Annotated in this window: 19 protein-coding genes; 12 read left to right on the forward strand and 7 right to left on the reverse strand. The window is 72.4% G+C overall.

What is annotated here, in order from left to right:
* Nucleotides 1-90 precede the first annotated feature (90 nt).
* From ACWCPI_RS04990 to ACWCPI_RS05000, 3 genes are all read left to right on the forward strand, one after another.
* Nucleotides 91-867 (forward strand): hypothetical protein, encoded by a 777-nt coding sequence (locus ACWCPI_RS04990; protein WP_451036768.1) that lies wholly within the window; start codon nucleotides 91-93, stop codon nucleotides 865-867.
* Nucleotides 868-970: 103 nt separating this feature from the next.
* Nucleotides 971-1,981 carry an LLM class F420-dependent oxidoreductase gene (locus ACWCPI_RS04995; protein WP_451036769.1) on the forward strand — a complete coding sequence of 337 codons (1,011 nt, stop codon included), beginning with the start codon at nucleotides 971-973 and terminating at the stop codon, nucleotides 1,979-1,981.
* Nucleotides 1,982-2,036: 55 nt separating this feature from the next.
* On the forward strand, nucleotides 2,037-2,330 hold the full coding sequence (locus ACWCPI_RS05000) for a hypothetical protein (RefSeq protein ID WP_451036770.1): 294 nt from the start codon (nucleotides 2,037-2,039) through the stop codon (nucleotides 2,328-2,330).
* A 21-nt stretch (nucleotides 2,331-2,351) separates the two neighbouring features.
* Here ACWCPI_RS05000 and ACWCPI_RS05005 read toward each other — a convergent pair whose 3' ends face one another.
* The 3 genes from ACWCPI_RS05005 to ACWCPI_RS05015 form a co-directional block, all read right to left on the reverse strand.
* Nucleotides 2,352-3,422 (reverse strand): prenyltransferase, encoded by a 1,071-nt coding sequence (locus ACWCPI_RS05005; protein WP_451036771.1) that lies wholly within the window; start codon nucleotides 3,420-3,422, stop codon nucleotides 2,352-2,354.
* Nucleotides 3,419-4,171, reverse strand: coding sequence for a methyltransferase domain-containing protein (locus ACWCPI_RS05010; RefSeq protein WP_451036772.1), 753 nt, complete (start codon nucleotides 4,169-4,171; stop codon nucleotides 3,419-3,421). The genes ACWCPI_RS05005 and ACWCPI_RS05010 overlap by 4 nt, the downstream gene beginning before the upstream one ends.
* Before the next feature lie 124 nt (nucleotides 4,172-4,295).
* Nucleotides 4,296-5,792: a glycosyltransferase family 4 protein gene (locus ACWCPI_RS05015; protein ID WP_451036773.1), complete on the reverse strand. Its 1,497-nt coding sequence runs from the start codon at nucleotides 5,790-5,792 to the stop codon at nucleotides 4,296-4,298.
* Nucleotides 5,793-6,003: 211 nt separating this feature from the next.
* On the opposite strand from ACWCPI_RS05015, the gene ACWCPI_RS05020 reads away from it, so the two are divergent.
* Nucleotides 6,004-6,627 carry a TetR family transcriptional regulator gene (locus ACWCPI_RS05020; protein WP_451036774.1) on the forward strand — a complete coding sequence of 208 codons (624 nt, stop codon included), beginning with the start codon at nucleotides 6,004-6,006 and terminating at the stop codon, nucleotides 6,625-6,627.
* 280 nt (nucleotides 6,628-6,907) lie between these two features.
* Here ACWCPI_RS05020 and ACWCPI_RS05025 read toward each other — a convergent pair whose 3' ends face one another.
* Both ACWCPI_RS05025 and ACWCPI_RS05030 read right to left on the reverse strand, forming a co-directional pair.
* A complete protein-coding gene (locus ACWCPI_RS05025; protein ID WP_451036775.1) occupies nucleotides 6,908-7,141 on the reverse strand; it encodes a ferredoxin in 234 nt (77 codons plus the stop codon).
* A gap of 3 nt (nucleotides 7,142-7,144) precedes the next feature.
* Entirely contained in the window at nucleotides 7,145-8,602 is a 1,458-nt protein-coding gene (locus ACWCPI_RS05030) for an aldehyde dehydrogenase (RefSeq protein WP_451036776.1), read from the reverse strand.
* Nucleotides 8,603-8,768: 166 nt separating this feature from the next.
* Between ACWCPI_RS05030 and ACWCPI_RS05035 the strand changes: the two genes are divergently transcribed.
* Nucleotides 8,769-9,797, forward strand: coding sequence for an MBL fold metallo-hydrolase (locus ACWCPI_RS05035; protein ID WP_451036777.1), 1,029 nt, complete (start codon nucleotides 8,769-8,771; stop codon nucleotides 9,795-9,797).
* Between the two features lie 172 nt (nucleotides 9,798-9,969).
* On the opposite strand, the gene ACWCPI_RS05040 is transcribed toward ACWCPI_RS05035, so the two are convergent.
* On the reverse strand, nucleotides 9,970-10,623 hold the full coding sequence (locus ACWCPI_RS05040) for a phosphotransferase (RefSeq protein ID WP_451036778.1): 654 nt from the start codon (nucleotides 10,621-10,623) through the stop codon (nucleotides 9,970-9,972).
* Nucleotides 10,624-10,941: 318 nt separating this feature from the next.
* Between ACWCPI_RS05040 and ACWCPI_RS05045 the strand changes: the two genes are divergently transcribed.
* The 6 genes from ACWCPI_RS05045 (at nucleotide 10,942) to ACWCPI_RS05070 (ending at nucleotide 17,210) form a co-directional block, all read left to right on the forward strand.
* Nucleotides 10,942-12,165 carry a prenyltransferase/squalene oxidase repeat-containing protein gene (locus ACWCPI_RS05045; protein ID WP_451036779.1) on the forward strand — a complete coding sequence of 408 codons (1,224 nt, stop codon included), beginning with the start codon at nucleotides 10,942-10,944 and terminating at the stop codon, nucleotides 12,163-12,165.
* 2 nt (nucleotides 12,166-12,167) lie between these two features.
* Nucleotides 12,168-12,821 (forward strand): SCO2322 family protein, encoded by a 654-nt coding sequence (locus ACWCPI_RS05050; RefSeq protein ID WP_451036832.1) that lies wholly within the window; start codon nucleotides 12,168-12,170, stop codon nucleotides 12,819-12,821.
* Nucleotides 12,818-13,918: an energy-coupling factor transporter transmembrane component T gene (locus tag ACWCPI_RS05055; RefSeq protein WP_451036780.1), complete on the forward strand. Its 1,101-nt coding sequence runs from the start codon at nucleotides 12,818-12,820 to the stop codon at nucleotides 13,916-13,918. Before ACWCPI_RS05050 ends, ACWCPI_RS05055 begins: the two co-directional genes overlap by 4 nt.
* Nucleotides 13,915-15,633, forward strand: a complete 1,719-nt coding sequence (locus ACWCPI_RS05060) for an ABC transporter ATP-binding protein (RefSeq protein ID WP_451036781.1) — start codon at nucleotides 13,915-13,917, stop codon at nucleotides 15,631-15,633. The genes ACWCPI_RS05055 and ACWCPI_RS05060 overlap by 4 nt, the downstream gene beginning before the upstream one ends.
* The gene (locus ACWCPI_RS05065; protein WP_451036782.1) at nucleotides 15,630-16,457 is read left to right on the forward strand and encodes an ECF transporter S component; all 828 of its coding nucleotides are present in this window, start codon (nucleotides 15,630-15,632) and stop codon (nucleotides 16,455-16,457) included. Before ACWCPI_RS05060 ends, ACWCPI_RS05065 begins: the two co-directional genes overlap by 4 nt.
* 336 nt (nucleotides 16,458-16,793) lie before the next feature.
* On the forward strand, nucleotides 16,794-17,210 hold the full coding sequence (locus ACWCPI_RS05070; protein ID WP_451036783.1) for an aggregation-promoting factor C-terminal-like domain-containing protein: 417 nt from the start codon (nucleotides 16,794-16,796) through the stop codon (nucleotides 17,208-17,210).
* An 82-nt stretch (nucleotides 17,211-17,292) separates the two neighbouring features.
* On the opposite strand, the gene ACWCPI_RS05075 is transcribed toward ACWCPI_RS05070, so the two are convergent.
* Entirely contained in the window at nucleotides 17,293-18,528 is a 1,236-nt protein-coding gene (locus ACWCPI_RS05075) for a cytochrome P450 (RefSeq protein ID WP_451036784.1), read from the reverse strand.
* Between the two features lie 192 nt (nucleotides 18,529-18,720).
* Here ACWCPI_RS05075 and ACWCPI_RS05080 point away from each other — a divergent pair, with 192 nt between their 5' ends.
* Nucleotides 18,721-19,890 carry a steroid 3-ketoacyl-CoA thiolase gene (locus tag ACWCPI_RS05080; RefSeq protein ID WP_451036785.1) on the forward strand — a complete coding sequence of 390 codons (1,170 nt, stop codon included), beginning with the start codon at nucleotides 18,721-18,723 and terminating at the stop codon, nucleotides 19,888-19,890.
* Nucleotides 19,891-20,000 lie beyond the last annotated feature (110 nt).

The following is a 20,000-nucleotide window of genomic DNA, read 5'->3' on the forward strand; positions in this document are numbered from 1 at the left end:
GCGCTTCACACCGGGGCCTGACGGCGACATGGTGACAGCGGCGCCTCCAGCGATGCCGATGACGAGACGACTGACGAAGGACCTCCTGAAGTGAATATCCGCTCCCTCACTAGAGGCGACGGCGTGGTGATCGGAGCAGCGGTATTGCTGTTCATCGCGTCGTTCCTCGACACCTACTCCGCCGAAGGGTTCGAACTGGACTCCAACGCCTGGGAAAACCTCGGCATCGGCTTCGGCATGTACTTGGGCGGGGTCATCGGCGGTGCCCTCATCGTCGTCAACCACTGCCTCCCGCAGCCGCGCAAGGTCATCGGCCTGGACCTCGGGACGGTCGGCGCCGCATTCGCGGTTCTCTCCGCATGGGGTCTGTTCTGGACGCTGGTGGACGTCCCCGCGGGGGGCAGCGCCGCCGCCGGGCTGATCCTCGGCTTCATCGCCGCCCTCCTCCTCGCCGCCGGCGCCATCGCCACCCCCCTCGTCCCCGCCCTCCAGGCCCCTCTCCTGCCGGCCCCCAGCCCCGCCGCGCCCCAGCCCTACGGCGCCCAGCCGCCCGGTGGTTACGGCTACCCGGGTGCCCAGCAGCCGGGGCAGCCGCAGCCGTACGGTGGACAGCCGCAGCCGGGGCAGCCGTTCGGCGGGCAGCAGGCGCAGGCGCCCGCACCGGCCGCGGACTTCTCGCCGTTCTGGTTCGCCGTGCCCGTGCCGCGTCCGCTGTTCCCGGAGGACGGTTCGCAGACGCCGATCGCCGAACTCGCGCCGGGCACCTGGTACCTGGCCGTCGAGCAGCGTGGCGCCGCCCTGGTCGCGCAGACGCAGGACGGCCGCCGTGGCGTGCTCCAGGACACCTCGGGCATCCAGCGCGGCTGAGCCCCGCACGTCGTACCCGACGGCCCCTCGCCCTTCCCGGCGGGGGGCCGTTGTCGTACAGTCGCAGGGCCACCAGGATCTGACGTACCGTCAGGAGGCGTGCATGCGGCTCGGGCTCGCTCTCGGCTACTGGGGCCGCGGCCCCTGCGCGGACCATGTCCCGCTCGCGCAGGAGGCCGAGCGGCTCGGCTACCACTCGGTGTGGACGGCGGAGTCATGGGGTTCCGACGCCTTCACCCCGCTTACCTGGATCGCCGCGCGGACGTCGAGGATCAGGCTCGGTACGGGGGTTGCCCAGATGGCGGCCCGCTCCCCGACCACCACCGCCATGCACGCCCTGACCCTCGACCACCTCTCCGGGGGGCGCGTGATGCTCGGCCTGGGGCTGTCGGGGCCGCAGGTGGTGGAGGGCTGGTACGGACGGCCGTTCCCCGCCTCACCGTTGACCGCCACACGCGAGTACGTCGACGTCGTACGGCAGGTGCTGCGGCGCGAGGCGCCGGTGGCGCTCGACGGGCGTTTCCACTCCCACCCGTACGCCGGGCCGGACGGCACCGGACTCGGCAAGGCACTCAAGCCCATCACCCATCCCCTCCGCCCCGATCTGCCGATCCTCCTCGGCGCCGAAGGACCGAAGAACGTCGCCCAGACGACCCGGATCGCCGACGGCTGGCTGCCGCTGTACTGGTCGCCGAGCAGGCCGGACGCGTACGGGGACGCGGTGACCGGCCTGCCTGAGGGCTTCGTCGTCGCGCCCCTGGCCCAGGTGCGGGTCTGCGACGACGTCGCCGAGGGACTGCTCCCGGTCAAGGTCATGCTCGGCTTCTACATCGGCGGCATGGGCCATGCGGCCCGCAACTTCCACGCGGACCTCATGGCGCGCATGGGGTACGAGGAGGAGGCCCGCCGCATCCAGCGGCTGTTCCTGGACGGCCGCCGGGAGGAGGCCGTGCGCGCCGTCCCCGACGCCTTCGCCGACGAGATCTCCCTGGTCGGCCCGCGCGAACGGATCGCCGAGCGGCTGGAGTCGTGGCGCAAGGGGCCGGTGACGGATCTGCTCGCCCTCGCTCCGGACGCGCACACCCTGCGGGTGCTCGCCGAGCTCAACTCCTGAACCGCCGCCGCGACAAGCCGGGTTTCATCCAGGGTTCAAGGGCTACCCGAAGGGCATGTCCCCTCGATATCGCAACGGTGCGAACCAGGCCGGCACGGTCATCGCGATCGTCGCCGACATCATGGCCCTCATCCTGGGCATGTGGATCCTCATGTACCTGCTGGACGCCAACCGCGCGAACGACTTCGTGCAGTTCATCCACGACGCGGCGCGCTGGCTGGCGGGGTGGTCCTACGACCTGTTCACGTTCGACGAGGCGTGGGCCCGTGTGGTCGCCGGGTACGGACTGGCCGCCGTGGTCTACCTGTTCGTCGGCCACGCCATCGCCAATCGGGTGCACCGGCACTGAGGGTCCTTCGGCCCTGACCGCTCAGACGCAGCAGTCCGGGTCCAGTCCCGCCGGCAGCTGCTCGCCGCCGAACACCGCGCAGGTCGCCTCGTGGCCGCCGAGTGCGGCGACCGCCAGCAGCAGCGACCCGGCCGTCCATGTCGTCAGCTCGCGCGGCCAGACGGCGTCGTCGTCGAAGACGTAGCCCGTCCAGTACAGGCCGCTCTCCGGGTCGCGCAGGTGCTGGATGGACTTCAGCACGTCCAGTGCCCGGTCGGACTCGCCCATCGCCCAGAGCGCGAGGGCGAGTTCGGCCGACTCCCCGCCCGTGACCCACGGGTTGGGGACGACACAGCGCACACCGAGGCCGGGGACGACGAAACGGTCCCAGCCCTCCTCGATGCGGGACTTGGCCTCCGCGCCCGTCAACGCGCCCCCCAGCACCGGGTAGTACCAGTCCATCGAGTAGCGGTCCTTGTCCAGGAACCGCTCCGGGTGACGGCGGATCGCGTGCCGCAGCGCCCCGGCCGCCAACTCCCAGTCCGGCTGCGGCTCCTCACGCTGCTCGGCGATCGCGAGCGCGCAGCGCAACGCGTGGTGGATGGAGGACGAACCGGTCAGCAGCGCGTCCGCGGTCGCCGTGCCGTCCTCGTCGCGCCGCCAGCCGATCTGGCCGCCGGGCTGCTGGAGCCGGAGCACGCACTCGATCGCCGCGTGCACGGACGGCCACATGCGGTCCAGGAACGTGTCGTCGCCGGTGGAGAGGTAGTGGTGCCAGACGCCTACGGCTATGTAGGCGACGAAGTTGGTCTCGCGCCCGGTGTCGGTGACGTCGTCGAAGGCACCGTCCTGGTAGGCGGCGTACCAGGAGCCGTCGTCGTTCTGGTGCCTCGCCAGCCACGCGTAGGCGCGTTCGGCCGCGGTGTGCTCACCGGCCGTGTCCAGGGCCATCGCCGCCTCGACGTGGTCCCACGGGTCGAGGTGGTGTCCGCGGAACCAGGGGATCGCCCCGTCCTCCCGCTGTACGGCAAGGATCCCCGCGACGGTCGCGGCGGCCTGCTCGGCGGTGAGGACCCCGGGCAGCACGAGGTGTTCTGTCCGGGGGGTCGTCACTTGGCGGCCGCCTCGGAGGTCTCGGACAGCCGCGGCAGGTGCGGCTTGGTCGCGTACGCCACGAAGCTCTTGCCGATCAGCGGGTTCAGCGCCTGTTCGGCGACCCGGGTGGCCAGCGGCTTCTTCATGATGTCCCAGACCAGCAGCTTGTGGTACGCCCGCACCGGCAGCGCCTTGTCGTTGTCGACGCCGAACGCGCACTTCAGCCACCAGTACGGGGAGTGCAGGGCGTGGGCGTGGTGGGTGCCGTAGGGCTTGAGGCCGGCCTCGCGCATCTTCGCGAGCAGCTCGTCCGCCTTGTAGATGCGGATGTGGCCGCCCTCGACCTCGTGGTACTCGTCGGACAGCGCCCAGCAGACCTTCTCCGGACCGTAGCGCGGGACGGTGACGGCGATACGGCCGCCGGGCCTCAGCACCCGGACCATCTCGGCGAGGACGCCCTTGTCGTCCGGGATGTGCTCCATGACCTCGGAGATGATGACGACGTCGAAGGACTCGTCCGGGAAGGGCAGCGCGAGGGCGTCGCCCTCCATGGCGGTGGCCGTGGCCCCCTCCGGCGCCTCCCCCGCCTCCTTCATCGCCGCGAACCACTTCGCGACCTCACGGATCTCCTCGCCGTTCTGGTCCAGCGCGACGACCTGGGCACCGCGGCGGTAGCACTCGAACGCGTGCCGGCCGGCACCACAGCCGAGATCCAGGACACGGTCGCCCGGGGCGAGCGGGAACCGGGAGAAGTCGACGGTCAGCACGTGGGCCTGCTTTCGCGGTCGGAAGGGTGGGGGTGGGAGGAGGACGGGGAGCAGGGGCGGGCGGCGGAACCGGAGAGGGGTGAGCAACCGGACCGGCCGGGGCCGGTGTTCGCGGGTACGGCGGTCATGGAGCGGCCTCGCCGACCCTCGCGGATTCGCCGGCCCCCACGGACTCGCCCACCAGCGCGGACTCCTCGGCCTTCGCGGTCACCCCGACGCTCGCGGCACCGGTCCTCGTGCCCGGCCCGGTGTCGGCGGTGGCTGCGCCGCGGCCCGTGCCCCTCGCCGCCGAGCCGCCCGGACTCCGGCCCGCCGAGTCCGCCATCGCCTCGCGGTACCGGGCCACCGTGCCCTGCGCGGCCCGCGCCCAGGTGAAGTGCCGCAGGACGCGCTCCCGTCCGGCCGCGCCCAGCCGAAGGCGCAGCTCCTCGTCGCCGAGCAGCAGGCTCAGCGCGGCGGCCAGCGCCCCGGGGTCGCCCGGTGGCACCGCCAGACATGTCTGACCGTCGCGTCCGGCGACCTCGGGGATCGCGCCGCCGGTCGTGGCGACCAGCGGCGTGCCCGTGGCCATGGCCTCGGCGGCCGGCAGGGAGAAGCCCTCGTAGAGCGACGGCACGCAGGCCACCTGCGCGGAGCGGACGAGGTCGACGAGCTCCGCGTCCGAGATGCCCTTGACGAAGTCGACGGCGCCTTCGAGGCCGTACCGCTCCATCGCCTGCGCGACCGGGCCCTCCTCGGGGCGCTTGCCGACGACGACGAGGTGGGCGTCGGGGTGCTCGGCACGGACCTTGGCCAGCGCCTCGACGAGGAAGACCAGGCCCTTGAGCGGGACGTCGGCGCTGGAGGTGGTGACGATCCGGCCGGGGACCTGCCGTACCGCGGGATCCGGTGAGAACAGGTCGGTGTCCGCGCCGATGTGCACGACGTGGACGCGGTCCTCGCGTACGCCGAGATGCTCGACGATCTCGGTGCGGGACGTGCCCGAGACGGTCAGCACCGACGGCAGGCGGCGGGCCACGCGCTTCTGCATACGGGTGAAGGCGTACCACCGGCGTACCGACATCCGCCGCTGCCAGGTGGGCGCCGCGTCCAGCTCCAACTGGCGGTCGACGGTGATGGGGTGGTGGATGGTGGTGACGAGGGGCGCGCCCACGTCTCCCAGCAGTCCGTAGCCCAGGGTCTGGTTGTCGTGCACGACGTCGAACTCGCCGCGCCGGGCGCGCAGATGGCGGCGGGCGCGCAGCGAGAAGGTCAGCGGCTCCGGGAAGCCGCCGGTCCACATGGTCGCGACTTCCAGCGCGTCGATCCAGTCGCGGTACTCGTCGCGCCCCGGGGTGCGGAAGGGGTCGGGCTGGCGGTAGAGGTCGAGGCTGGGGAGCTCGGTGAGGGTCAGGCGGCCCGCGTGGTCCTCGTCGTCGTCGAGGACGGGGTAGGGCTGGGAGCCGATGACCTCGACGCGGTGGCCGAGGCGGGCCAGCTCGCGGGAGAGGTGTCTGACGTAGACGCCCTGGCCGCCGCAGAACGGGTTCCCTTTATAGGTGAGAAGCGCGATGTCGAGCGGTCGCTCGCCGTCGGCGGCAGGGTCCTCCGCGGGCCCGGCCTCCCTGGCCTCAGCGGTCACTCCAGGCCCCCTTCTCCCTGCTCTGGTCCCGCGAGATTACGCGGGGACGCTAATGTAGAACAAGTTTCAGACTTGATCGTTCGAGAGGCTCTGAATCTACCGGCAGGTAGCGCCGCTGTGAGCGGTGGATCAGGTGATTCACACCACGGCCGACGCCCTGGCATGCTCTGTCCGGTCACTCACCCTCACCGACTGTCACGGAACGGGATCCATGCCTGCGGAAGCAAGTAGCGCACCCCCCGCCTCTGCGCCCCTCACCGAGCGGCAGCAGGCCCGCCGTCGGCGCATCCTGCACGCCAGCGCGCAGCTCGCCAGCCGGGGCGGCTTCGACGCCGTACAGATGCGGGAGGTCGCGGAGTCCTCGCAGGTGGCGCTCGGCACGCTGTACCGCTACTTCCCGTCCAAGGTGCATCTGCTGGTCGCCACGATGCAGGACCAGCTGGAGCACATGCACGGCACGCTGCGCAAGAAACCGCCCCAGGGGGAGACGGCGGCGGAGCGGGTGGCGGAGACGCTGATGCGCGCGTTCCGGGCGCTGCAGCGCGAGCCGCACCTGGCCGACGCGATGGTGCGGGCCCTGACCTTCGCCGACCGCAGCGTCTCGCCCGAGGTGGACCAGGTGTCCCGGCAGACGACGGTGATCATCCTGGACGCGATGGGGCTGGAGGACCCGACACCCGAGCAGCTCTCCGCGGTCCGCGTCATCGAGCACACCTGGCACTCGGCCCTGATCACCTGGCTCTCGGGCCGCGCCTCGATCGCCCAGGTGAAGATCGACATCGAGACGGTCTGCCGCCTGATCGACCTGACGAGCCCGGAGGGGCACGCGTCGTAGAGCCTGGGGGCCCCGCGTAGGACCTGCGGGCACGAGTAGGACCTACGAGACGGGTTCCCTTCGCCGGTATTGCCCGGATCAGGTATTGGGGGTCGCCTTCCGGCCCGACTACTGCCTTCCGGCCTCTCAGCCCGGACCGTCGATGTCGGCCCCAGCGGAAGCCGTCTGCTTCTCGCCGAAGTCGGCTACTCCGGTTCGGACTCCCTCACTCGTCCCGTAGGCCTGCTCCCAGAATAGAACTTCCGTCCGGGAATAAAACCCCTGAATAGGATTTTTTACCCTATTCCTCCGGCGGGAACACCGGCTCTCCGCTCCCCAGCAGCGTGATCACGATCGCCTCCACCGGGCAGCTCTCCGCCGCCGCCAGGATCCCCTCGTTCGCGTCGGTCTCCGGGTCGGCCGGGTGGGACTGACGGCCGGTGTCGAGGCGGAAGCCGTCGGGGGCGTGGTGGACGCACTGGGCCGAGCCGATGCACACCGACCGGTCGACCTCGACGTGCCAGCGGTCGCCCATCGGCTACCCCTCCCAGCCCGCCGGGAGGTGGATCATCTTGTGCTCCAGGTACTCGCCGTACCCCTCGGGGCCGAACTCCCGCCCGAGTCCGGAGTTCTTGTAACCGCCGAACGGACCCAGCATGTCCAGACTGAAGGTGTTCACCGAGTACGTGCCGGTACGGACGCGGCGGGCGATCTCGATGCCGTGTGCGGTGTCGGCGGTCCAGACGCTGCCGCTGAGGCCGTACTCGGAGTCGTTCGCGATCTTCACGGCCTCGGCCTCGTCACCGTAGGGCAGCAGGCAGATCACCGGGCCGAAGATCTCCTCGCGTGCGATCCGCATGGAGTTGTCGACGTCCCCGAAGAGCGTCGGCTCCACGTACCAGCCCCGGTCCAGCCCCGGCGGACGCCCGCCACCGGTCAGGATCTTGGCCCCCTCCTCCTGGCCGATGCGGATGTAGTCGAGGTTCCTGCGCTGCTGCCGTTCCGCCACCAGCGGCCCCACCTGGGTCGCCGGGTCCAGCGGGTCGCCGACCACCAGCGCGCCGGCCGCCGCAGCGAAGGCCTCGGCGAACTCGTCGTAGCGGGAGCGCGGGAGCAGGATCCGGGTCTGGGCCACACAGGCCTGGCCGTTGTTCATCCAGGCCGCCGGGACGACACCGGCGACGGTCGCCTCGACGTCCGCGTCCGGCAGGACCACGGCCGCCGACTTGCCGCCCAGCTCCAGGGTCACGCGGGTGAGGTTGCGGGCGGCGACCTCCATGACCCGCTTGCCGGCCGCGACCGAGCCGGTGAAGGAGACCTTGTCGATCCCGGGGTGCCCGACCAGGTACTCGCTCACCTCGCGGTCCGCCGGGAGGATGGACAGCACGCCCTCCGGCAGCCCCGCCTCCCTGGTGATCTCGGCCAGGAGGTAGGCGTCGAGCGGCGACTCCGGCGACGGCTTGAGCACCACCGTGCAGCCGGTGAGCAGCGCGGGCGCGAGCTTGGCCGCGGCGACGAACTGCGGGACGTTCCAGGGCGCCACGGCGGCCACCACCCCGACCGGCTCGCGCCGTACGAGGATCCCGCCCAGCACGCCGTCCCGCCGCTGCTCGTACGGGAAGTCACGGGCGACCGTGATCGCCGCGTCCCACACCATCATCGCGCCGAGCGCCTGGGCGAGGACGCTCCAGGAGTACGGGGAGCCGTTCTCCGAGGAGATCACACGGGCGATCTCCTCGTGCCGTACGGCTATCGCGTCCTTGATGCGGGTGACGACCGCGATCCGCTCGTCGAGGCTCATCCGCGGCCAGGGCCCCTCGTCGAACGCCCTGCGCGCCACCGCCACGGCCCGGTCGACGTCGGCCGGCGAGGCGTGCGGCACGCGCCCGATGACCTCTTCGGTGTGCGGCGAGATCACCTCGATGACGTCCTTGCCCAGGGGGTCGGTCAACTCCCCGCCGATGAACAGCTGTCCGTGTTCCACGAGCTCGGTCATGGCCGACGCCTCCTGCGGAGCCTGGAGCGGGTTACGTGAGTCCCGAAGGTTTCTGACGTTGTTTCAGGAACTGATACCAGTTCTAGTTATAGTGAGCAATGGCCGTGCGGGCGGCGGCCCGCAGGGGACCGTGGCAGGTGGAGTAAAGCCAGGACGGGGGAAACCCATGGCGCGGGTGTACGACCACGGGGGCGGGGTCCGGTCCGTCCAGGTACCCATCCCTGACAACCCGCTCGGGCACACCCTGGTGTACGTCGTCGACACCGACCGCGGCCCGGTGCTCGTCGACACCGGCTGGGACGACCCGGCCTCCTGGGACACGCTCGCGGAAGGACTCGCGGCCTGCGGCACGGCGCCCGCCGAGATCCACGGTGTCGTCATCACCCATCACCACCCCGACCACCACGGCCTGTCCGGCACGGTCCGCGAGGCCTCCGGTGCCTGGATCGCCATGCACGCGGCGGACGCGGCGATCGTCCGGCGCACCCGCGCGACCCGCCCCGAGCGCTGGTTCTCCTACATGGCGGACAAGCTCACCGCGGCCGGCGCCCCGGAGGCCCACGTGTCACCGCTGCGTACCGCCCGCCGTTCGGGCACCCTGCCCTCCTTCGCCCCGGCCGCACCCGACCGCGAGATCGTCCCCGGCGAGCTCCTCGACCTCCCCGGCCGCCGCCTGCGCGCGATCTGGACCCCGGGCCACACCCCCGGCCACGTCTGCCTGCACCTGGAGGAAGACCATCCGGACCGGCTCCCGGGGCACGGCCGCCTGTTCTCCGGCGACCACCTCCTGCCCGGCATCACCCCGCACATCGGCCTGTACGAGGACCCGGACGACACCACCGTCACGGACCCCCTCGGCGACTACCTCGACTCCCTCGAACGCGTCGGCCGGCTCGCCCCCGCCGAGGTCCTGCCGGCCCACCAGCACGCGTTCACCGACGCGCCCGCCCGGGTACGGGAGTTGCTGACCCACCACGAGACCCGGCTCACCGACCTCCGCGCCCTCCTCTGCGAACCCCTCACCCCCTGGCAGCTCGCCGAGCGCATGGAGTGGAACCGGCCCTGGGAGCAGATCCCGTACGGCTCACGGAACATCGCGATCGCGGAGGCGGAGGCGCACCTGCGGCGGCTGGTGAAGCTGGGGAGGGCGGAGGCGGTGGCGGGGAGTGATCCGGTGACGTACGTGGCGTTGTGAAGCAGCACAAGCAGCACCACGGATGCCAGGGAACCCCTGGAACCGCTGCTCGCCGAGCGGGCCCGCGAACGCCTCGTCGTCGACTTGGCCCACCGTCTGGCCCCCGGACCCCACCTGGCTGCTCCCCTCCGCACCCTCCACCTGCCCTTCGGCGGCCCGCCCCCGGGCCCGCTCACGGCATGAACGACCGCACCGCCGCCTCCGCCTCATCGAGCACCTCGACCTCCCGCGCGCTCATCGTCGGGTTGGCGGCACGTCGGCGCCGTGCCTGCGCCACCCCCTCCCCGGTGAGGTCGCGGGGGTCGGCGAGGAGGGCGCCGAGCATCTCGCGGGCAGGCTCGGCCAACCGCTCGTCGGCGGCGGCCGCCTGCGCGAGGATCAGGGCGGACATGCCCCAGTCCAGGCCGGGGTCGCCCGCTTCGGCCTCGGACCAGTCGATGACGTAGGGGCCGTCGGGGGTGAGCATCACGTTCTCCGGGTGGAGGTCCAGGTGGACCACCCGTCCGGGGACGGCGTGCAGCTGCCGCAGGAGGCGGGCGAGGATCCCCCCGGCCGCGCGCGCGTCCAGGTGCCCCGCCCCGAAGGCCGCCAGCATCGTCGGCCCGTACAGCCGCTCCATGACCAGGTCGGACCGCGAACAGTCGGCGATCCGCACCCGGGGCACCGGGTAGCCGTGCGCGCGCAGGCGCTCCATCAGCGCGGCCTCGGCGCGTCCGTCGGCATGGCCCTCCCGGTCCCGGCGCAGCACCCACGCCTCGTCGATCTCGTACACGTCGGACGCGCGCCCCGAACCCAGCAGCCGTCCGGCCCTCCCCGTGATCCCCATGCGCCCGAACCTATCCGCGCCCCCGGCCTGCCCTCAGCGGTTTCCCTACGGGCCGGTAGAGTAGCCGCGTCGTCATCACACCCGTACGGGGGGAAGCCGGTGCAAATCCGGCGCTGACCCTCCCCCAGTGCCCTGAGGGCCTGGGAGGTGCCCCCATCGCGAACCGGCCGGTGAGCCGGATCGCCCCGTACGGATTCGTGACCGGCTCACGTGCACCGGCAGCCGGCTGGAGCACGGCACCGTCGAGGTACACGGAGCCGAGCCGCCCGGGGTCTCCCTGTGCTGCCCGGCCCCTTGAGGGAAGGGCATTCGCCGATCATGCACGTCCGCCGCACCGCCGCGGTCCTGGCCGCCGTCACCGTGATCGGCACGGTCACGCCCGCCTTCGCCGCCGACCCGTCCGCGTCGCCGTCCGTGGCGCTCCCGGCCGGCCTGTACGGCACGTCCGACCCGACGTACGACGGGGTGTGGCGGCAGTCGCTCGCGCTGCTCGCCCAGGACACGGTGGGCGTGAAGCCGGCCGACGAGGCCGTGGACTGGCTGACCGGACAGCAGTGCGCCGACGGGTCGTTCGCCCCCTACCGTGCCGACGTCTCGAAGGACTGCGGGGCCAAGACCCCCGTCGACACCAACAACACGGCCGCCGCCGTCCAGGCCCTCGCCGCGCTCGGCGGGCACGGCACCGCGACCGGCAAGGCGGTGGCCTGGCTGAAGTCCGTGCAGAACAAGGACGGCGGCTGGGGGTACGTGCCGGGTGGCGCGAGCGACGCCAACTCGACCTCCGTGGTGATCGGCGCGCTCGCGGCCGTCGGCGAGAAGCCCGGCGAGGTGCGCAAGGACGGCAGGTCCCCGTACGACGCCCTGCTGGCGCTGTCCTTGCCGTGCGGCGGCGAGGACGCCGGGGCGTTCGCGTTCCAGCCCGACAAGAAGGGGGCGCTGGCGGCCAACGCCGACGCGACCGCCGCGGGTGTGCTGGGCCTGCTCGGCAAGGGCCTCGTGACGACGCCCGGCAAGGCGGCCGAGGACGCCCCGAAGTGCCTCGGCGGTAAGAGCCCGGCCCCCGCCGACGCGGCCCTCAACGGCACCGCCTACCTCGGCCGCGCCCTGAGCGGGACCGGGTACCTGAAGTCCGCGATGCCCGGTGCGAAGGACCAGCCCGACTACGGCAACACGGCCGACGCGGTCGTCGCGCTCGCCGCGCGATCGGGCGCCGACGCGGCCCGCGAGCCCCTGCGCTGGCTGCAGCGGAACTCCGCGAAGTGGGCCGGGCAGAGCGGCCCCGCCGCCTACGCCCAGCTGATCTTCGCCGCCCACGCGACCGGCACCGACCCGCGGGACTTCGGCGGCGCGGACCTCGTCCGGCAGCTCAACGCGACGGGCCCGGCGCCGCGGTCCGCGCCGGACGCGTCGGCGCCGGCGAAGGCCGCGCAGCGGGAGGAGGACGACAAGGACGGCGTCAGCCTGTGGTGGATCATCGGCGTCGGCCTGGTCGCGGGCATCGGCGTCGGCTTCCTGATCAGCGGCCGCAACAAGGGCAAGTGACCGTGGTCCGCCGCGCTCTGACCCTCCTGCTGGCCACGCTCGCCGTCCTGGCGGGCGTGACCCAGCCCGCCCAGGCGGCCGGTTACCGCTACTGGTCCTTCTGGGACCTGGACGGCGACACCTGGACCTACGCCACCCAGGGCCCCGCCGCCGCCCGCCCGTCCGACGGTGACGTCCAGGGCCTCCGGTTCGCGGTGAGCGAGAACTCCGCGGACGCGGCGCGGCCTCGGGGCGCCGCCGTGTTCGAGGTGATCTGCGCGCGGACACCGGCGCGCGAAGGCATGAAGCGGGTCGCCCTGGTCCTCGACTTCGGGACCCCGCGGGACGCCCCGTCGGGCGAGACACCCCCGGCCCGCCGCACGGTCTGCGCACGGGTGGCGCCGGACGCGACCACGGCCGAGGCCCTGGCCGAGGTGGCCGAGCCGCTGCGCTACGACACGAACGCCCTGCTGTGCGCGATCGCGGGCTACCCGCGCAAGGGCTGCGGCGAGCAGGTCTCGGGGACGGCCGACCGGCCGGCGCCCGCGCGAGAGCCGGCCGCCGAGGGGGAGGCCGGCTCGGACGGCGGCCCGTCGGTGGGCCTGGTGGCGGGGATCGCCGTGGTGGCCGTCCTGGGAGCGGCAGCGATCTGGCAGGCACGACGGCGGCGACCGTGACGGCCGGGGCACGGCTGCACCCCGGTGCCTGGTGGCTGTGGGCTCTGGCTCTCGGGACCGCGGCCACCCGCACCACCAACCCGCTCCTGCTCACCCTCCTGATAGCGACGTCCGCCTATGTCGTGGCGACCTGCCGCCCCGACGCCCCCTGGGCCCGCTCCTACGGCGGCTTCGTCAAGCTCGCCCTCGCCGTCCTCCTCATCCGTCTCTTCTTCGCCGTGGCCCTCGGCTCCCCCGTCCCCGGCACCCATGTGATCGTCGACCTGCCCGAACTTCCCCTGCCCGGCTGGGCCCAGGGGATCCGCCTGGGCGGGAAGGTCACCGCCGAGACCCTCCTGTTCGCCCTCTACAGCGGGCTGCGGCTGGCCGCCCTGCTCATCTGCGTGGGCGCGGCGAACGCGCTCGCCGACCCGGCCCGCCTCCTGAAGTCCCTCCCCGGCGCCCTCTACGAGATGGGTGTCGCGGTGGTCGTGGCGCTCACCTACGCCCCGAACCTCATCGCGGACGTCCAGCGCCTGCGTGCCGCCCGGCGTCTGCGCGGACGCCCCGACCGGGGTGTGCGCGGCCTTCTGCACGTCGGACTGCCGGTCCTGGAGGGCGCGCTGGAGCGGTCGGTCGCCCTCGCCGCCGCGATGGACGCCCGCGGCTACGGCCGCGCGGCCGACGTCCCGCCCCGCGTTCGCCGTACGACGACCGCGCTGACCCTCGGCGGCCTGCTGGGCGTCTGCGCCGGAACGTACGGGCTGCTGACCGCCGAGGGCGGGACGTACGGCCTGCCGGTGCTGCTGGCCGGGCTCGCCGCCGCCCTCGCGGGGCTTCGTCTCGGCGGTCGCCGTACCCTGCGCACCCGTTACCGCCCGGACCGCTGGGACGTCCGCGCCCGGCTGGTCGCCGGGTCCGGTGTGGCCGTCGCCGCCCTGCTCACCCTCGCCGCCGCCCGCGACCCGGCCGCCCTGAACCCCGGTGTGGTGCCCCTCGTCGCCCCCGCCCTCCCGTTGTGGCCCGCGGCGGCCGTCCTCCTCGGCCTGCTGCCCGCCTTCGTCAGCCCCGCACCCCGCAGCCCCGGTCCCAGCCCCGTCCGCAAGGAGCCGTCGTGATCCGCTTCGAGAACGTCTCCGTGACCTACGACGGTGCCGCCGAACCCATCGTGCAGGGCCTGGACTTCGAGGTTCCGGAAGGTGAACTGGTGCTGCTCGTCGGTCCGTCGGGGGTCGGCAAGTCCACCGTCCTCAATGCGGTGAGCGGCCTCGTCCCGCACTTCACCGGCGGCACCCTGCGCGGCCGGGTCACGGTGGCGGGACGGGACACCCGCACCCACAAGCCGCGCGAACTGGCCGACCTGGTGGGCACGGTGGGGCAGGACCCGCTCTCCCACTTCGTGACCGACACCGTCGAGGACGAACTGGCCTACGGCATGGAGTCGCTGGGCCTCGCCGCGGACGTCATGCGCCGCCGTGTCGAGGAGACCCTGGACCTGCTGGGCCTGGCCGACCTGCGCGCCCGCTCCATCGCCACCCTCTCCGGTGGCCAGCAGCAACGTGTCGCGATCGGCTCGGTCCTCACCCCGCACCCCGATGTCCTGGTCCTCGACGAGCCGACCTCGGCCCTGGACCCGGCCGCCGCGGAGGAGGTCCTCGCCGTCCTGCAGCGGCTGGTCCACGACCTCGGCACGACCGTCCTGATGGCCGAGCACCGCCTGGAGCGGGTCGTGCAGTACGCCGACCGGGTCGTCCTCCTCCCCTCCCCCGGCGCACCCCCGGTCCTCGGCACACCGGCGGAGGTGATGGCCGTGTCCCCGGTGTCCCCGCCGGTCGTGGACCTCGGCCGGCTGGCGGGCTGGTCGCCCCTGCCCCTGACGGTCCGGGACGCCCGGCGACGGGCGGCGGCCCTGCGGGAACGACTCGGTGAGCGCGCCGACGGCGCCCTCCAGGGGCAGGGGGAAGCGCGCGATCAACCACCCGCGCGCCACGCCCGCCCCCACTGCGAAGTCCCCCACCGCTCGGGCGCATCCGCTCCCCGCCGCTGGTTCAGGCGCAGCCGCACCCCCGTCCCCTCCGCCCCGTGCACAGCCGAGGTGCGGGCCCTCTGCGTCACGCGCGGCCAGGTCCGGGCCCTGCACCAGGTGGACCTGACCGTCACCCCCGGTGAGACCGTCGCTTTGATGGGCCGCAACGGCGCCGGGAAGTCCACCCTGCTCAACACCCTGGTCGGCCTCGTGCAACCCTCCGCCGGCCAGGTGGACGTCGGCGGATCCGCCCCGCACCGCACACCGCCGAGCGACCTCGTGCGCCGCGTCGGCCTCGTCCCGCAGGAACCCCGTGACCTGCTGTACGCCGACACGGTCGCCGCCGAGTGCACGACCGCCGACGCCGACGCGGGAGCCGAGCCCGGCACCTGCCGGGCCCTCGTCCGTGAACTCCTTCCGGGCATCCCCGACGACACCCACCCTCGCGACCTCTCCGAGGGCCAGCGGCTCACCCTCGCCCTGGCCGTCGTCCTGACGGCCCGCCCTCCCCTGCTGCTCCTCGACGAACCGACCCGCGGCCTCGACTACGCGGCGAAGGCCCGCCTCGTCGCGCTGCTGCGCGACCTCGCCGCCCGAGGGCACGCCATCGTCCTGGCCACCCATGACGTGGAGCTGGCCGCCGAGCTGGCCCACCGGGTGGTCCTGCTCGCCGAGGGCGAGGTGATCGCCGACGGCCCGACGGCCGAGGTCGTCGTCTCCTCCCCGTCGTTCGCCCCGCAGGTCACCAAGATCCTGGCCCCGCAGCGATGGCTCACGGTCACGCAGGTGCGGGAGGCCCTGGCATGAGCGGCATCCAGCGGCAGGCCCGTCCGATCCGCCTCGGCCCCCGGTCCGTCGCCGCGCTCGTCCTGGTCAGCTCGGTCGGGGTCGCCGCGCTCGGCTGGCCCTTCCTCGCCCCGCCCACCTCGCAGGTCGCCGCCCACGCCAGGGACGCCCCCTGGCTGTTCACGGGCCTGCTGCTCCTGCTGGTCGCCGTCGTCGCGGCGACCGTCTCCGAGTCCGGACTGGGCCCGAAGGCCGTGTCGATGCTGGGCGTGCTGGCGGCGACCGGTGCCGCCCTGCGTCCCCTCGGCGCGGGCACGGCCGGTGTCGAGCCGATGTTCTTCCTGATGCTGCTCAGCGGCAGGGTCCTCGGCCCCGGTTTCGGCTTCGTCCTCGGCGCGGTGACGATGTTCGCGTCCGCCCTGCTCACGGGCGGGGTGGGGCCGTGGATGCCGTTCCAGATGCTGTCGATGGGCTGGTTCACGATGGGCGCGGGGCTGCTGCCGGGCCCGGACCGCCTCCGCGGCCGCGCCGAGCTGCTCCTGCTGGCCGGTTACGGCTTTCTCGCCGCCTTCGCCTACGGCACGGTGATGAACATGCAGGGCTGGCCGTTCCTCGCCGCGGACGGTTCGCGCATCTCCCCGGACCCGCAGGCCGGCCCGCTGGCCAACCTCGCCCGTTTCGTCGCTTACTGCCTGGCCACCTCGCTCGGCTGGGACCTGGGCAGGGCGATCGTGACGGTGCTCCTCACCCTCGTCCTCGGTCCGGCGATCCTGAAGGCGCTGCGCCGGGCCACGCGTCGGGCGGCCTTCGAGAGCCCGGTCACATTCGACGCTCCCGCTCGGTGAAGGGCCGGGTGCGGATCGTCACGGGCACGGTGAACCACCCCACATGACCCAGGTCACCTACGACCCTCTTTAGTCGGACAAATCGGATGCCATGTACGCGGCGAAACGCCCGTCCACCTGCGCATTGAGAGCCGCATCACACAAAGGACCTTGGTTCGACGTACGGCCACAACTAGCAAAAGGGCTCATTGCGGACACCTTCCCGGCCTGCTTGTCTGGACGACGTCGCACGGCGCCGACGTGCCCTCAGGGCCGCGGCGCCGACGCATGTCCCCCGCCTCGCCTCGCGTGGCTGCGGCATGCCCGCGGCGCCCCGTCCCCGAAGAAAGGCTCCCCGTGTCCGTCGTCTCCACCTTCCGCCGCGTCTCCGCCCCGAAGAAGGCCATCGCCGGTGCCGCCCTGGCCGCCGCCACCGCCGGCACGCTGTTCGCCGCCGCTCCCGCGCAGGCCGCGACGACCGGGACCGGCTCGGCGCAGAAGATCGCGCAGAAGATGATCTCGGACTCGGCCCAGTACCAGTGCTTCTCGAAGATCGTCGACCACGAGAGCGACTGGAACGTGAACGCCACCAACTCCTCCTCCGGCGCCTACGGCCTCGTCCAGGCCCTGCCCGGCAACAAGATGGCCTCCGCCGGCTCCGACTGGAAGACCAACCCGGCCACCCAGATCAAGTGGGGTCTGGACTACATGAAGGACCGCTACGGCAGCCCGTGCGGCGCCTGGAGCTTCTGGCAGTCGAACGGCTGGTACTGAGCCGACCCTGCCGACCGGAACTGAAGGCGGCGGCCCCTCGATCCCCGGGGCCGCCGCCTTCGCATGTGCCCGTCGGGCCACGTCAGCCGGTGCTGACCCGCAGTTCCTTCACACCGTTGATCCACGCCGAGCGCAGTCGGCGGGGGTCGCCGGCGGGTTTCAGGTCCGGCATCGCGTCGGCCACCGCGTTGAAGATCAGGTCGATCTCCAGGACCGCCAGGGACTTGCCGAGGCAGTAGTGGGGACCGCCTCCGCCGAAGCCCAGATGGGGGTTGGGGTCGCGCATGATGTCGAAGCCGTCCGGGTTCTCGAAGACCTCGCCGTCGTGGTTGGCCGAGGCGTAGAAGAGGCCCACCCGGTCGCCCTTCCTGATCTGCCGGCCGCCCAGTTCCGTGTCCTGGGTCGCCGTGCGCTGGAAGGAGACCACCGGGGTCGCCCAGCGGACGATCTCCTCCGCCGCCGTCGCGGGCCGCTCCCTCTTGTACAGCTCCCACTGCTCGGGGTGGGTGAGGAAGGCGTGCATGCCGTGGGTGATGGCGTTGCGGGTGGTCTCGTTGCCCGCCACGGCCAGCATCAGCACGAAGAACCCGAACTCGTCCGAGCGGAGGCTTCCCTCGTCCTCCGCCGCCACCAGTGTGGTGACGATGTCCTTCGCGGGGCACTCCTTGCGGTCGGCGGCCATGTTCATCGCGTACGCGATCAGCTCGGTGGCCGACTCCTGGCCGACCTCCTCGGTGATGGCGTACTCCGGGTCGTCGTACGCGATCATCTTGTTGGACCAGTCGAAGATCTTGGCCCGGTCGTCCTGCGGGATGCCGATGAGCTCGGCGATGGCCTGGAGGGGCAGTTCGCAGGCGACCTCGGTGACGAAGTCGAAGGGGCCGCTGCGGTCACGGGCGTTCGCGGCGATCGTCAGCGCGCGTGTCCGCAGGCGGTCTTCCAGGGCGCGGATGGCACGCGGGGTGAAGACGCGCTGGACGATCTGGCGGACCCGAGTGTGCTCGGGCGGGTCCATGTTCAGCAGGATCAGCCGCTGGGCGTCGATGGCATCGCGCTCGATGTGCTCGTTGAAGCGGATGATCGCGGTGTTGAGGGTGGACGAGAACAACTCCGGGTGCGTCGAGACGTACTTGACGTCCGCGTGCCGGGTCACGGCCCAGTAACCCTCGTCCTGGAACCCGGCCACGTTGCCCGCCTGCGGGATCCAGCAGACCGGTTCGGCGCGGCGCAGCTCGGCGAACTCCGGCAGAGGAACGCGGTGGTGCAGCACATCGGGGTCGGTGAAGTCGAACCCGTCGGGAAGCGCTGGACAGGGCATGGGCAGCTCCTGACGGTCCATCAGCAAAGGAGGTCGTCGTGACGGTAGTAACGGGTTCTACAACTGGCAAGAGCCATGGGCGCCCCAATTGCCCGCACGCCCCTTGCCGTGGCTGAACCTCCGTCAGCACACTGCAACACAGAACTAGAACGCGTACTAGTTCCGCAGAGCCCTCGGAGAGGATCCGCACCCATGGCTGCCGAACCCGTGATCGTCGAAGCTGTGCGCACCCCGATCGGCAAGCGCGGCGGCGCGCTCGCCAACCTGCACCCCGCCTATCTCCTGGGCGAGACCTACCGCGAACTCCTGGGCCGTACGGGCATCCCCGCCGACTGCGTCGAGCAGATCGTCGGCGGCACGGTGACCCACGCCGGCGAGCAGTCCATGAACCCCGCACGCACGGCCTGGCTGACCATGGGGCTGCCGTACGAGACGGCGGCGACGACGGTCGACTGCCAGTGCGGATCCTCGCAGCAGGCGTCGCACATGACGGCCAACATGATCGCGGCGGGCGTCATCGACGTGGGCATCAGCTGCGGTGTCGAGGCGATGTCCCGGGTGCCGCTGGGATCGGGGTCCAAGCACGGGCCCGGCAAGCCCTTCCCCGACGAGTGGAACGTCGACCTGCCCAACCAGTTCGAGGCGGCGGAGCGCATCGCCCGCCACCGGGGCCTGACGCGGGAGGACGTCGACTCGCTGGGGCTGCTCTCCCAGGAACGGGCCGCCGTCGCCTGGGCGGAGGAGCGCTTCAAGCGGGAGACGTTCGCCGTCCAGGTCCCGACGACCGAGGACGAGCAGCGCGCCGGGCAGGGCATGTGGCGGCTCGTCGACAGGGACGAGGGCCTGCGCGACACGTCCATGGAGGCGCTGGCCGGGCTCAAGCCCGTCATGCCGGCGGCCGTCCACACGGCGGGCAACTCCTCGCAGATCAGCGACGGCGCGGCGACGATCATGTGGGCGTCGAAACGGATGGCGCGCGCCCTGAAACTGCGCCCCCGGGCCCGGATCGTGGCCCAGGCGCTGGTGGGCGCCGACCCGCACTTCCATCTCGACGGCCCGATCGACGCGACGAAGGCCGTGCTGGGCAAGGCGGGGATGTCCCTGAAGGACATCGACATCGTCGAGATCAACGAGGCGTTCGCCTCCGTCGTGCTGAGCTGGGCCCAGGTCTTCGAGCAGGACCTGGAGAAGGTCAACGTCAACGGCGGCGCGATCGCGCTCGGCCACCCGGTGGGCGCCACCGGGGCCCGGCTGATCACCACGGCGCTTCACGAACTGGAGCGGACGGACAAGGAGTTCGCGCTGATCACGATGTGCGCGGGGGGCGGGCTGGCCACCGGGACGATCATCCAGCGGCTGTGACCGACGCTGGGCGACCAGGACGGTACACCCGGCGGGACCGGTCGTGAGGACCGGCCCCGCCGGGGTCCAGGAGCCGCCGGTGGCCGGCCCTCTTCGTGCCCCGAGTCAAC

The organism is Streptomyces sp. NPDC001920 (assembly GCF_053594495.1).